At 41.8% G+C, this 14301-nt stretch carries 14 protein-coding genes; all 14 read right to left on the reverse strand.

Annotated elements, in window-relative coordinates:
• Positions 1-10: 10 nt before the first annotated feature.
• On the reverse strand, positions 11-487 hold the full coding sequence (locus M1F37_RS01020; protein ID WP_247934364.1) for a PTS sugar transporter subunit IIA: 477 nt from the start codon (positions 485-487) through the stop codon (positions 11-13).
• 261 nt (positions 488-748) lie between these two features.
• On the reverse strand, positions 749-2572 hold the full coding sequence (lepA, locus tag M1F37_RS01025; RefSeq protein WP_247934365.1) for a translation elongation factor 4: 1824 nt from the start codon (positions 2570-2572) through the stop codon (positions 749-751).
• A gap of 78 nt (positions 2573-2650) precedes the next feature.
• Positions 2651-3379, reverse strand: a complete 729-nt coding sequence (locus M1F37_RS01030) for a metallophosphoesterase family protein (protein ID WP_247934366.1) — start codon at positions 3377-3379, stop codon at positions 2651-2653.
• Position 3380: 1 nt separating this feature from the next.
• Entirely contained in the window at positions 3381-5048 is a 1668-nt protein-coding gene (gene recN, locus M1F37_RS01035) for a DNA repair protein RecN (protein ID WP_247934367.1), read from the reverse strand.
• Positions 5049-5054: 6 nt separating this feature from the next.
• Complete coding sequence (locus M1F37_RS01040) at positions 5055-5486, reverse strand: arginine repressor (RefSeq protein ID WP_247934368.1); 432 nt, start codon at positions 5484-5486, stop codon at positions 5055-5057.
• Entirely contained in the window at positions 5479-6294 is an 816-nt protein-coding gene (locus M1F37_RS01045) for a TlyA family RNA methyltransferase (RefSeq protein WP_247934369.1), read from the reverse strand. The genes M1F37_RS01040 and M1F37_RS01045 overlap by 8 nt, the downstream gene beginning before the upstream one ends.
• On the reverse strand, positions 6287-7162 hold the full coding sequence (locus M1F37_RS01050; RefSeq protein WP_247934370.1) for a polyprenyl synthetase family protein: 876 nt from the start codon (positions 7160-7162) through the stop codon (positions 6287-6289). The genes M1F37_RS01045 and M1F37_RS01050 overlap by 8 nt, the downstream gene beginning before the upstream one ends.
• Complete coding sequence (locus M1F37_RS01055) at positions 7159-7371, reverse strand: exodeoxyribonuclease VII small subunit (protein WP_000043230.1); 213 nt, start codon at positions 7369-7371, stop codon at positions 7159-7161. The genes M1F37_RS01050 and M1F37_RS01055 overlap by 4 nt, the downstream gene beginning before the upstream one ends.
• On the reverse strand, positions 7349-8689 hold the full coding sequence (gene xseA, locus M1F37_RS01060) for an exodeoxyribonuclease VII large subunit (RefSeq protein WP_247934371.1): 1341 nt from the start codon (positions 8687-8689) through the stop codon (positions 7349-7351). Before xseA ends, M1F37_RS01055 begins: the two co-directional genes overlap by 23 nt.
• Before the next feature lie 127 nt (positions 8690-8816).
• Positions 8817-9455, reverse strand: a complete 639-nt coding sequence (udk, locus tag M1F37_RS01065) for a uridine kinase (protein ID WP_001181376.1) — start codon at positions 9453-9455, stop codon at positions 8817-8819.
• A 112-nt stretch (positions 9456-9567) separates the two neighbouring features.
• Positions 9568-10446: a tRNA pseudouridine(55) synthase TruB gene (gene truB / locus M1F37_RS01070; RefSeq protein WP_247934372.1), complete on the reverse strand. Its 879-nt coding sequence runs from the start codon at positions 10444-10446 to the stop codon at positions 9568-9570.
• 10 nt (positions 10447-10456) lie between these two features.
• Positions 10457-11731, reverse strand: coding sequence for a DUF2130 domain-containing protein (locus tag M1F37_RS01075; protein ID WP_247934373.1), 1275 nt, complete (start codon positions 11729-11731; stop codon positions 10457-10459).
• A gap of 95 nt (positions 11732-11826) precedes the next feature.
• Positions 11827-13107, reverse strand: coding sequence for an O-acetylhomoserine aminocarboxypropyltransferase/cysteine synthase family protein (locus tag M1F37_RS01080; RefSeq protein WP_247934374.1), 1281 nt, complete (start codon positions 13105-13107; stop codon positions 11827-11829).
• A 252-nt stretch (positions 13108-13359) separates the two neighbouring features.
• Positions 13360-14157 (reverse strand): formate/nitrite transporter family protein, encoded by a 798-nt coding sequence (locus M1F37_RS01085; protein ID WP_247934375.1) that lies wholly within the window; start codon positions 14155-14157, stop codon positions 13360-13362.
• Positions 14158-14301 lie beyond the last annotated feature (144 nt).

Raw genomic sequence — 14301 nt, forward strand, 5'->3', positions numbered from 1 at the left:
ATAGACAAGATTAAACGGTTGCTTCAGCTATATAAGCATAGAGGGCTTCTGGTTCAGAAATTTTTGATAGATCTTCAAGATGACCATTTCCAGTAAAGAAGTCCATCAACTGAGCAAGAATGTTAGTTTGACTTGAACTTGAGTTATTAATGATAAAGAAGAGTAAGGATACTTCTACTTCCTTATCTGGTGCAATCATATTGTGGAAAGTCACCGGTTTCTCTAATCGAACAACCACAACTTTTTCGGCTAGGTTATGAACAATATCTGTGTGAGGAATAGCCACATTCGGCAAATCCTTACCCAAAAATTCCATATCTAAGCCAGTTGGAAATGACTTTTCACGCGTGATCAAGGCTTCACGATAGGTTGGAGTTACGATTTCTCGTTCTTCCAATAAAGTTGCAACCTGATCAAAGAGATGTTCTTGATTATCCGCTTCTAAGCAAAACACAAGGTTTTTGTCAAAGAAATGATCTAATCCCATAAGGTTTTCCCTTCTTTCCATTAACTTTATGCTATAAGTATAACACTATATGAAATCGTTGTCAATATTTTTCTGTTGTTTTTTGTCTCTTTTTTTATACTTTTGTTGCTTTTTCAGTTTGTTGTGTAAAAACAAACATATAAACAAACATTTCAACCATTTTTTCTGTTCTCGAAACTAAAAAAGCAGACCATCTAAGCCTGCTTAACTATTGATTCTTATATAAATTTCCTATGAAGAAGGAAAAACAATTATGATGACTTACTCTTCATCCATACTCAAGACACTAAGGAAGGCTTCTTGTGGTACTTCAACTGAACCGATAGCTTTCATTCGTTTCTTACCAGCTTTTTGTTTTTCAAGCAGTTTACGTTTACGGGAAACGTCACCACCATAACACTTAGCAAGTACGTTCTTACGAAGGGCCTTGATATCCGTACGAGCCACAATCTTGTGCCCAATAGCCGCTTGGATTGGAACTTCAAATTGTTGACGAGGGATGATTTTCTTGAGCTTATCAACGATGAGTTTTCCACGTTCATAGGCAAAGTCCTTGTGAACGATAAAGCTGAGGGCATCCACCTTGTCTCCGTTGAGAAGGATGTCCATTTTGACTAGCTTAGATGGTCTGTACTCTGACAATTCGTAGTCAAAGCTTGCATAACCACGTGTCGAAGACTTAAGCTTATCAAAGAAATCAAAGACGATTTCAGCAAGTGGAATTTGATAGATAACATTGACACGATTGTCATCAATATAGTCCATAGTCACAAAGTCCCCACGCTTGCGCTGAGCTAGCTCCATCACTGCTCCAACAAACTCTTGCGGTACCATGATTTGCGCCTTAACATAAGGCTCTTCAATGGTCGCAATCTTGGTTGGGTCTGGGAACTCAGACGGGTTTGACACATCCATAGACTCCCCGTCGGTCAAATTAACCTTATAAATAACAGACGGAGCTGTCATGATGAGGTCGATATTGAACTCACGTTCTAAACGCTCTTGGATTACATCCATATGGAGAAGTCCAAGGAAACCACAACGGAAACCAAATCCAAGTGCCTGTGATGTTTCTGGTTCAAACTGAAGACTAGCATCATTCAGTTGCAATTTTTCAAGGGCTTCACGAAGGTCATTGTACTTGTTTGACTCAATTGGGTAGAGACCCGCAAAGACCATAGGATTCATCTGCTTGTAACCATGTAATGGCTCTACCGCAGGATTGGTTGCCAAGGTAACGGTATCACCCACACGAGTGTCCTGAACCGTCTTGATAGATGCTGCAATATAACCAACGTCACCAGTCGCAAGGAAATCACGACCAACTGCTTTCGGAGTAAAAATACCGACTTCGGTCACATCAAAGGTCTTACCATTGCTCATAAGCTGAATCTTATCGCCGGGTTTGACCACCCCATCCATGACACGCACTTGGAGGATAACCCCACGGTAAGCATCGTAAACAGAGTCGAAAATCAAGGCTTTAAGTGGCGCAGTCACATCACCCGTTGGTGCCGGTACTTTTTCTACAATTTGCTCTAGAATTTCTTCGATACCGATACCTGCCTTGGCAGAGGCTAAGACTGCTTCACTAGCATCTAGTCCAATCACATCTTCTATCTCAGTACGCACGCGCTCTGGATCTGCAGCTGGCAAGTCAATTTTGTTAATGACTGGCATAATTTCCAAATCATTATCCAAGGCCAGATAAACGTTGGCAAGTGTTTGAGCCTCAATCCCTTGAGCAGCATCGACCACCAAAATTGCTCCCTCACAGGCAGCTAGCGAACGTGAAACTTCATAGGTAAAGTCAACGTGCCCCGGCGTGTCAATCAAGTGGAAAATATAAGTTTCTCCATCTTTTGCAGTATAATTCAGCTCGATGGCATTCAACTTAATGGTAATCCCACGTTCCCGTTCTAAATCCATGCTATCCAAAAGCTGGGCCTGCATTTCACGGCTGGAGACTGTCTCTGTTTTTTCCAAAATGCGGTCTGCTAGGGTTGACTTCCCGTGGTCAATATGAGCGATAATAGAGAAGTTACGGATCTTCTCCTGTCGTTTTTTCAATTCTTCTAAGTTCATGATTCTCTTCCTTTCAGGGTATCTATTTATTATAAATTGTTTTTGACATTTTGACAAGACCATACCCTGCTAGGAGTACTAATCTTCAGCGACAAAGCCGTCATTTTCGATAAAGTGGTGTTCTGTCATTCCTTGGTCTGTAAAGACAATCCCGTGAAGGACACCACCGTAGACAGCTCCTCCGTCCATTCCAATCTTACCATCTTCTGTAGTCCAAAGCTCAGCTGTACCACGTTCTTGCTTTAACAAACCATAGACCGGTGTATGACCAAAGACAATGGTTTTTCCAGTATGATTTTCTGCTTCGTGGAATGGTTTTCTGAGCCAGACTTTCTTGTAATCTGTCGTTTCATGCCAATCATCCAAGGTCAAATCAATACCTGCGTGAACAAAGATATACTTGTCTGTTTCTACTACAAATGGCATTTGACGAATGAATGCAACCAAATCTGCTGCTTCAGTGGCAACACGCTTGGCATCCTCCACCCCGTCAACTGGTGCATCCAAGGGACGACCTAGGATTGAGTTAATAGTTGTATCTCCACCATTGCGACGATAGTGGTCATAGCTTTCTTCTGGGTTATCGAGCCAAGTCAAAAACATATACTCATGATTTCCAGACAAACAGATAGCCCCTTGATTGTCCACTAAGTTCTTAACCATCTCTAGAACACGGCGACTATCCTCACCTCGGTCAATCAAATCCCCTAGAAAGAGCAACTGGGTCTGACCATCCCATGTTTTGAGAAGGTCTTCCAGCATTCCAGCTTTTCCGTGAACATCTCCAATTACATAATAGTCTGTCATCTTATTTCTCCCTGTTTCTCAATAATTCTCTGGCTTGCGTGAGGGCTGCTTCTGTCACATCATCGCCTGCCAACATTTTGGCAACTTCTTCCACTCGCTCTTCAACCGTCAAGAGGCGAACAGTCGAAACTGTTGAATGCTCATTGCTAATCTTCTCAATAAAAAATTGATAATCCGCAATCGCAATTACTTGTGGTAAATGGGAAATAGCCAGTACCTGACCATGCTGGCCAATCTTGTGAATCTTCTGTGCAATAGCCTGAGCTACACGGCCTGACACTCCTGTATCCACCTCATCAAAGACTATGCTGGTCTTGCCTTCTTTACGTGAAAAGGCAGACTTGATGGCTAGCATGAGACGAGATAATTCCCCACCAGATGCAACCTTGACCAAGGGTTTAAAATCTTCACCAGGGTTGGTTGAAATGTAAAATTCGACCGTTTCATTTCCCTCACGACTGAATTTGCCCTTGTTAAAACGAACCTGAAACTGGGCTTTTTCCATATAGAGGTCCTGCAGTTCTTGTTTAATCTCAGCTTCAAGCTGCTGAGCCAAGTCATGACGAGCAGATGCAAGCTGGCCTGCCAAATCAACAAGATTGACTTCCAATTTCTTGAGCTCTGCTTCCATGTCCTCAGAAGAAAGATTATTGCCTGTCAAGAGATTGTATTCTTCCGTAATCTTGGCAAAATAAAGCAAGACTTCGTCTACAGTCCCACCATACTTGCGGGTAATAGTATGAAGGAGGTCCAAACGATTCTCAACCTGCATGAGACGATTGCCGTCAAAATCAAGATTCTCAATGATAGCTTCCAGACGCTTGCTAATATCTTCTAAGACATAGTAGATCTCAGACAGAGAGCTTGAAATTTCACGGTATTCAGGGTCATACTCTTCGACACTTTCCATGTCATTCATGGCCGAACGAACATTGGCCAGACTTGAAAAGTCTTCATTGTCCAACATACTGTAGGCATTGGTCAGTGTATCCGCAATATTTTTATGGTTGAGAAGTTTCTCTCTCTCTTGGTTGAGAGTCAAGTCTTCTCCAGCCTGCAAGTTTGCAGCCTCAATCTCTGCCATTTGAAATTCCAACATTTCAATACGAGCCTTATGTTCCTGTTGGTTTTTCTTGACTTCCAGAACCTGATTGCGCATTTTTCGATAAGCATCAAAACTCGTCTGATAGGTCTCTTTCAAGTCCCAAAAAGCTGCATCGCCAAATTCATCCAACATCTGGATATGAAGTTGAGGACGCATTAACTCCTCTTGGTCATGCTGACCATGAATATCTACAAGATGTTGCCCAATAGCACGTAAAACAGACAGATTGACCATCTGGCCATTCACACGGCTGATACTACGACCATTTTGCAGAATTTCTCGACGGATGATAATTTCATCCCCCATTTCCAAACCTTGCTCATCAAAAATTTCCTGTAAAAGGCGACTATTCTCAACGGAGAAAAGCCCCTCAATCTCTGCCTTTGGCGCACCATGACGAATAACATCTGTCGTAGCACGAGCTCCCAACATCATATTCATGGCATCAATGATAATCGACTTCCCTGCACCCGTTTCACCAGTCAGGACAGTCATCCCCTTTTCAAAATTGAGGGAAATAGCCTCAATAATGGCAAAGTTTTTTATCGAAATTTCAAGTAACATATAGACCTACCAATTTTTTACTTGTTCAAAGATTTCCTCAGCTAGACTTTCACTTCTGGCAATGACTAAAATCGAGCTATCATCAGCCAAACAGCTGAAAATCTTGTCCGCAAAAGTCTCGATTAACTGAGCTTTTACAAAAGCCGTATTTCCTGGGATGACTTGTAGATTGATCATCTTATTCATCAATTCAGCCGATTCGATATTGTCTTCAGCCAGTTGCAAACTTTTTACGATTGACTTTGGCAATTCATAGACATAGGTGTTGTCTCTCAAAGGAATTTTGACAATACCTAACTCTTTGATATCTCGCGATACCGTCGCTTGAGTGGCAGTGATACCAGCCTCTTTCAAATGTTCTACAATTTCTTCTTGTGTACCGATTTGATAATCTGTCACAAATCGTCTAATTTTTTCAAGTCTCTCTTTTTTATTCATTTTTAAATTGACTATGCGCCCTCTCTACTACTTCTTCAATCTCAGCAAGAACCTGATTACTTGCTGACTCTTCTTTTTTCAAATACGCTAAAAACTCAATATTTCCATGACCTCCTTGGATAGGAGAAAAATCCAAACCAAGGACTGAAAAGCCTTCCTCTACTGCCATAGCTGTGACAGATTCAAGAACATTTTGGTGAACCTTGGCCTCTCGAATAATTCCATTTTTCCCAATCTGCTCACGTCCTGCCTCAAACTGAGGCTTAACTAGAGCCACAACCTGACCTTGATTGGCTAACACTCGGTGCAAGGCTGGCAAAATCAGACTGAGAGAAATAAAACTCACATCAATACTGGCAAAACTCGGTTCCTTTTCGAAATCAGTCTTCTCTGCATAGCGGAAATTAAACTGCTCCATGCTGACAACTCGTGGGTCTTGGCGTAGTTTCCAAGCTAACTGATTGGTACCGACGTCCACCGCATAGACTAACTCAGCACCATTCTGCAACATGACGTCGGTAAAGCCTCCAGTAGAGGCACCGATATCAATCGTTGTTGCCCCTTCTACTGACAAATCAAAGACCTGCAAGGCCTTTTCTAATTTCAAGCCACCACGGCTGACATACTTGAGTTTTTCACCCTTAAGTTTTAGCTCAGTATCATCTGGGATTTTCTCTCCTGGTTTATCAAAGCGTTCTCCATTCAGGACTGCTACAACTAGACCAGCCATGACACCGCGCTTGGCCTGTTCTCGCGTTTCAAACAAGCCCTGTTTATAAGCTAGTACATCCACTCTTTCCTTAGCCATTGATTCTCAAACTTTCTACTACTCTTACAATCGATTCTATCTCAAAGGGAACCTGCTGGGCAATTTCTTCTAATTTTGCATTAGCTTGATCCAAGGTTTGGTTACAAAAGGCAATGGCCTCTTCCAAACCCAACAAGGCTGGATAGGTTGACTTCTCTGCCTGCAAATCCTTTTGTGGTGTCTTGCCAATTTCCTCAAAACTAGCTGTCACATCCAATACATCATCTCGAACTTGAAATGCAAGACCAATCAATTCACCCACAGTTTTCAGTTTTGCTTGGATTTCAGGAACCAATTCCGCTATAATAGCAGCTGCTTGGAAGGGATAGGCTAGTAACTTTCCAGTCTTATTAGCATGAATGGTCTGGAGTTCTTCCAAAGACAAGTGCTGGTGTTCTCCTTCCATATCCAAAACTTGCCCTGCCACCATGCCCAGACTTCCTGAAGCAAGGGATAAGTTGGCAATCAAGTCCACCTTGATTTGACTTGGCAAATCTGCCTGCGCTATCAAGGCATAAGGATCTAGGAACAAGGCATCTCCAGCCAAAATAGCCATTGCTTCACCGAATTTCTTGTGGTTGGTCAAGCGTCCTCGACGATAATCATCATCATCCATTGCAGGAAGATCATCGTGAATCAAGCTACCTGTATGAATCATCTCCAAAGCCGCAGCCACCTGCGCGTGAGCAGGTTTGATGGCAACCTGTAAGGCTTCTAAAACTTCTAACAAGAGAAAAGGTCGAATACGCTTGCCACCAGCATGAATGGAATAGAGAACCGACTCTCTCAAACTAGAAGCAAACTGCTGGTCTCCATAAAAATCTTCCAAGGCAGACTCGACAAGAGCTAATTTTTCTTGCTTCTTCATTCAAAATCACTTTCTGTTCCGTCTTCTTGCATGACCTTGACCAAGGTCTTTTCAGCCTTGTCCAGCGTCGCTTGGAGCTCTTTTGACAAGACCATGCCCTTTTGAAAGGCTGTAATCGCATCTTCTAGAGCAATTTCACCATTTTCCAAACTTTGGACAATGGTTTCCAGTTCTGCTAGATTTTCCTCAAATTTCTTTTGTTTTGACATCTTTAACCTCTAATTCTACTTGACCATCCCGCATCAAAAGCGTTACTTGGTCTTTTTTCTTCAAACTCTCAACCGAATCCACAACGGACTCTTCTTTTTTGACAATAGCATAACCACGCGCCACGATTCTACTAGTATCCAGCATCAGTAAGGCTTCTGAAAGTCGCTTCACCTCAGCCACCTTAGCATCATAAACCAGTGCCATTTGGCTACGTAAGAGCTTGTCCAACTGACCTAGATGATCTTGAAAGCGTTGGATTTTGGTGACAGGTGATAATTGTACCAGTCGATGCGTCCTTTCTTGGACGACTTGTTTGTTATCAGAAATCCGTGTACGTAAACTTTGTTTTAAGCGCAGTTGCAGTTGATCCAAGCGTTGCAAATAGCTATCATACAAACGTTCTGGCTGTCTAAAGATAACAGACTGACTGCATTTTTTCAAAGCTTCTTGTTTCTTCGATAGGACATTTCGGACTGCTGTTGCCATCCGTTTTTCCTGATTTTGCAAATGAGCCAATACATCCAACTTGGTCACAGGTGTTGCTAGTTCAGCAGCTGCTGTTGGTGTCGCAGCCCGTCTATCTGCGACAAAATCTGCCAAGGTCACATCTGTCTCATGCCCCACACTAGAAATGATTGGCAAACGAGATTCAAAAATAGCTCGTACCACAATTTCTTCATTAAAGGCCCAGAGATCCTCGATGGAACCTCCACCACGACCAATAATCAGCAAGTCCAAATCGTCCCGTTGATTAGCACGCGCAATATTTCGAGCAATTTCCTCAGCAGAACCTTCACCTTGAACCTTGGTCGGATAAAGAAGAATATCTACACCTGGAAATCGCCTGCTGACAGTTGTGATAATATCTCGAATAACTGCTCCACTGCGGCTGGTTACCACCCCAATTCTCTTAGAAAATTGGGGCAGAGCTTGCTTGAAGCGTTCTTGAAACAGGCCTTCTTCTGTCAATTTTTTCTTGAGCTGTTCAAACTGAATCGCAAGCGCACCAACCCCATCAGGCTCTGCCTTTTCAATGATGATGGAGTAGCTACCACTAGGTTCATAGACCTGCACACGCCCAATCACATTGATTTTCATCCCTTCTTCCAGATCGAAACCTAATTTCTGATAAATTCCAGACCAAATAGTCGCTTGAATAACTGCATGGTCATCTTTTAGGGAAAAATATTGGTGAGTAGGTCGTTTACGAAAGTTGGAAACTTGACCAGTTAAATATACCCGTTCCAAGTACGGGTCTTTATCGAATTTCATTTTCAGATATTTGGTCAAAGTTGTTACCGATAAATACTTTTCCATCTCCACCTACTATTCATTTTCTTGCTTTTCCATGGGTATTATTATACCAAAAATATGCCTAAAAATCTCCATTTATGTACCAATATGAGGGAAAAATAGAAAAAGGAGGCAAGGCCTCCACATCTATTTATTTACTGTTTCGAGCTTCTTCCAAAATCTTAGCAATCTTGGTTGTCAAAAGGTCGATAGCCACTGTATTGCTGACTCCCTCAGGAATGACGATATCAGCATAACGCTTTGTTGGTTCGATAAACTGATGGTACATTGGTTTCACCACACCTAAATACTGGTCAATAACGCTATCAAGGCTACGGCCACGCTCTTCCATATCACGCTTGATACGACGAATTATGCGCACATCGTCATCCGTATCCACAAAAATCTTGATATCCATCAAATCGCGCAGACGCTTATCCTCCAAGACCAAAATCCCCTCAACAATAAAAACATCTTGAGGTTCTTGACGATAAGTCTTGCTGCTCCGTGTATGCTCTGTATAGTCATAGGTAGGGATGTCCACCGGACGCCCTGCCAACAATTCCTTAATCTGCTCAATCATCAAGTCTGTATCAAAGGCAAAAGGATGGTCGTAGTTGGTTTTGACACGCTCTTCAAAGGTCAAGTGAGACTGATCCTTATAGTATGAATCATGCTCAATCATGGAAATCTTTTCATCAGGGAAATGCGATAGAATGGCCCTTGAAACACTGGTTTTACCACCACCAGAACCACCTGTCACTCCGATAATGATTGGTCTATTTTGCATGCTATCCTCCGTTTTTTTATCCGTCGTCTATTCTATCACATTTTTTGCAAAATTTATAGTCTGGTTTGGATAGTTTAGGGGAAACAATTCCAATTCCTACACCCCAGTTATACTAGTTAAAAACCTTCCTTGGCTTGTAGAGATTGTCTCGCTTCTCTAGAATGGCTAACAAAGTATCACATTCAAAGGCAGCCAATTCTTGGTCTGTTTGGTCGAGCTCGATAAAACGACCAAAGCGTACTTCTGTAGCCTGTTCTGGAGTTAGGAAAACTATGACAAGATCCCCTGTCCCAATCTCTAGAGGATGAAGAAAGTCCAGTTGACCAGCCTCTACTTTTTCAGCAATTTCTTCCAAGGTAAGAGCGTCTTCTAGATGTAAACCGGCTGCACTAGTACGAGTTAACTGAGACATATGAGCTGCATAGCCAAGTTTTTCTCCCAAATCAACAGATAAGGTACGAATATAGGTTCCCTTACTGCATTTTACACGAAAAGTAAAGCGTGCAAGATTATTTTCATAAGAGATGGGACTGGTCCGCTTAAAGCTATAAATTGTCACCTGACGTTCTGGACGCTCCACTTCTTGACCAGCACGCGCATACTCATAGAGTTTGCGACCATTGACCTTGACAGCAGAGTACATAGGTGGAATCTGGGTAATAGGCCCAGTCAAGCTAGCAATGGCTTCATCGACAATGGTTTCATCCAAGGGCGATAGAACAGGTGTCTCTGCGACCACTTCCCCACTGGCATCCTCAGTTGTCGTGGAATAGCCGAGAGTAATCTCCCCTTCATAGACCTTGCCCTCATCCTGCATAAACTCGACCATGCGTGTCGCCTTCCCAACCGCAATCGGTAAAACACCCACTACATCCGGATCCAAGGTCCCACCATGACCAATTTTCTTTGTTCCCAAAATCTTACGCAGCTTAAAAACCGCATCATGCGAGGTCATGCCCGCTTCTTTTTTTAAGTTGATAATACCGTTCATTTTTGCTTTCTCACTCCCCCTTCAGAGCTTCAAACTTAGCTTTCATGGTTGGATTTTTTCGAGTTAGTTTTTTTACTGAAACGTCTTCCAGTTTATTGTTTGCAAGGCGAAGTTGGTTTTCAGATGTGGTTAAGAATTTCTTTACCTCTTCCATGCGTTTTATGGCCTTGTCAATTTCATCAATTGCTTTACCAAAGTTGGTCGAAGCAGAGTTATAGTTCTTAGCAAAAGCCAGTTTAAAAGCATCCAAGTCTTCCTCAAAATGCGTAATGTCGATATTTTGCTCGCGAACCAAGGCCAACTCCTGCTTGTATTTTAGGGAATTAAGGGCAGCATTACGTAAGAGTCCAATCAACTGGATAAAGAATTGAGGACGAACCACATACATCTTTTCATACTCGTGGCTGACGTCAACAATCCCTGTGTTAAAGTAGTCGTTATCAGCCTCAAGCATAGTCACCAAAACGGCATACTCACAGTTCTTTTCTCGGCGGTCCTTGTCCAATTCCTTGTAAAAGTCTGCATTCTTATGCTTCTTTTCTGTCCCATCTGCTTCATTTTTCATCTCAAACATGATGGAAATGAATTCTAGTCCATTTTCATCATAATCACGAAAGATAAAGTCCCCTTTAGAACCACGAGCAGAGACCTTGTTGTCCTTTTCGAAGTAGGCATTGGGGAAGGCAAAACTTCGAACCTTGTTGAACTCACTCTCAGCATACTGTTCCAGACTCTCTCCGATTGCTTTGGTTGATTGTTGCGCTTTGAAATTCTTGTAAAATTCGACCTGCTCACTGGCCGCCTTGAGCTGTGCTTCGTAGTTTTGTTTAACAGAAGCAAGAGCTAGCTCATTTTCTTTTTCTTGTAAAAGAAGTTGATTTTTAACCTGATCTCGTTCTTTTTCTAGGTCAGAAAGAGTCTTTTGCAGTTGATTTTCATGCTCCAAACGCATGGTAGCCAGTTGGTTTTCCAAGGCTTGTACTTCCTTGTCCTTAGCCAATAAAGCCTCATGGCTTGTCTGTTCAACTTCTTTCTTAGCCAATTCTTTCTCTGTATCAAAGTTTTGGATTTGACTCTGTAATTGCGCAATTTCTTGGTCTTTTTGAGCTAGTTTGGTCTGTTGTTCATTCATGGCCTTTTGCTCAGCCAAAGCCAGTTCCTGCTTCATCCGATCGTGCAATTCCTTATCAAACTCTGCCGTTCTCACTTGGGACAAAAGTTCAGCATACTGACTTTCATTTACTGTAAAGACTTCCCCACAGTTGGGGCATTTGATTTCGTTCATAACGTTCCTCTTTCTAGACTTCTTTAACCATTATATCATGCCTGAAGGAAAATCAAAAACAGTGAGTCGAAACCCACTGTTTATCTTCTTTTACTTTAAATTTTCTCCAAGGCCAATCGCAAGTCTTCAATCAAATCCTCTACATTTTCAAGTCCGATTGACAAGCGGATTTGGTTTGGTGTGACACCTGCAGCTTCAAGGTCTTTTTCTGACAATTGACCATGGGTGGTTGTTGCTGGATGGACAACAAGCGATTTAGCATCTGCCACGTTTGCTAGATCAGAAAAGATTTCTAAATGATCAATTACCTTGCGTGCCTCTGCCTCCCCACCTTTGACATGGAAGGTAAAGATTGAGCCCACACCTTTAGGCAAGTATTTCTCAGCCAAGGCATGGTAAGGACTATCTGCAAGTTTTGGATAATTGACTTTTTCTACCTTAGGATGGTTGACAAGGAAATCAACAATTTTCTCTGCATTTTGCACATGACGTTCGACACGAAGAGAAAGTGTTTCCAGTCCTTGAAGCAAGAGGAAGGCATTAAATGGTGACAAGGCTGCACCTGTATCACGAAGCAATTGGACACGGACAGCGATAATAAAGGCTGCTGCACCCACATCACGAGTATAGCTCAAGTTGTGATAGCTTGGATCCTCGTCAACAAATTGAGGGAATTTCCCTGAAGCCGCCCAGTCAAAACGACCGCTATCGACAATCACTCCACCAATAGTCGTACCATGGCCACCGATAAACTTAGTCGCAGAGTGAATAGCAATATCTACACCGTGAGAAAAGACGTTAATCAAATAAGGTGTAGCAAAAGTATTGTCAGAAACAAGTGGAATCTGATACTTATGAGCAATCTCTGCCAATTTTTCCAAATCTGGAATATTAATCAAGGGGTTACCCAAGGTTTCAATCAGAACAAGCTTGGTATTGTCATTGATAGCTGCTTCCACTTCCTCCAAATTATCAATGTCGACAAAGGTTGTTGTGATACCATAACGAGGAAGGGTTTCTTTCAAAAGATTGAAGGTTCCACCGTAAATAGTTGATGCTGCCACTACATGGTCACCTGCATGGGCAAGCGCCAAAATCGTATAAGTCACTGCGGCCATACCTGATGCTGTTGCAAGAGCTCCAACACCACCTTCAAGAGCAGCAATTCTTTCTTCAAAGGCAGCTGTTGTAGGGTTGGTGATACGAGTATAAATGTTCCCTGGTTTTCTCAAGGCAAAAAGATCTGCACCTTCCTGCGTGTCATCAAAAACAAAGGATGTTGTTTGATAAATCGGCACAGCACGAGACTTAGTTGCTGGATCAACTACTTGCCCAGCATGCAATTGTAAGGTTTCAAATTTAAAATCACGAGTCATAAGGCGACCTCCATATAGTTTCATTAAGGATATTGTAGCACCTTAAGTTATAGTTTACAAATATCAGTTTTCTATATTTTGATATAAGAAATAACTATTACCTTATACTCAATGAAAATCAAAGAGCAAACTAGGAAACTAGCCGCAGGCTATACTTGAGTACGGCAAGGCGACGTTGACGAGGTTTGAAGAGATTTTCGAAGAGTATTATTTTAAAAATGAAAAAAGCACGACTCAATCGTGCTCATTTTCTTAATCTACATAAGTATCTTCGTTTTTATTGAGGAAGGCATATGGAAGACCCATCAAAAGACCACCACCAATTAAGTTTCCGATGAAGGTTACACCCCAGTGACGAAGCATATTTCCAACACCGAAGTTAGCAATTGAATCCGCAGCAACACTGAATTTCACAATCGCAAAAGAAGCAAAGTTCGCAGCGATGTGCTCGTTTGTTAAGAATACAAACATGTAAATTGCTGATAAAACAAGCCAAAGTTTAGCTCCACCATCCTTGACCAAAATAAATGAAAGAATCGCAATATTTACGAAAATATTTGCCAAAATCGCCTCAAGCAAGATTAATTCATTTGAGCGGCCTAACTTCATCTCAACAACCCCTGAGATAAAACTATCGTGAGTCAGATGTGCATAGGCTGCCGAGTGAGCAAAGCCCCAACCTGCTATCAAAGCACCGATAAGGTTGAACAAGGTACAGTAAAGTAAAATCTCAGCTGTTTTTCTCCAAGAGATTTTTTTCAAGAAACTACCAGCAGTCAAGAACATCATGTTGGATGTTACCAACTCGGCATTCAAGAAAACAATGTAGGCCAATCCCCAAGCAAATACAAATGGGAAGAGGAAACGTCCACTACCTGGTGCAATTTTGTTAATCAAATCAGCTCCAACTGCACCTGCAGCAGTACTAAAGGTTAAAAATGCACCTGCGAACATGGATCGAATCGCATACTTAAATTTGCTTTTATTATAAAGATTTTCCTTCTTCTTGCAAGCAAATTCAATCTTTGAGATAAATTCTGAAGAGACCATAATAAACTCCTAAAACTTTTTTACCTGATAATTATATCACAAACTTTAGAATTAAGGAAGCGTTTTCTATATTTCATAACAGTTTATTTTGAAAATCTATCTATAAAAAACCAGTAAAACTAAATGTTTACTGATTCTTTAACT

Source organism: Streptococcus mitis (assembly GCF_023109105.1).
GTDB lineage: Bacteria > Bacillota > Bacilli > Lactobacillales > Streptococcaceae > Streptococcus > Streptococcus mitis_BW.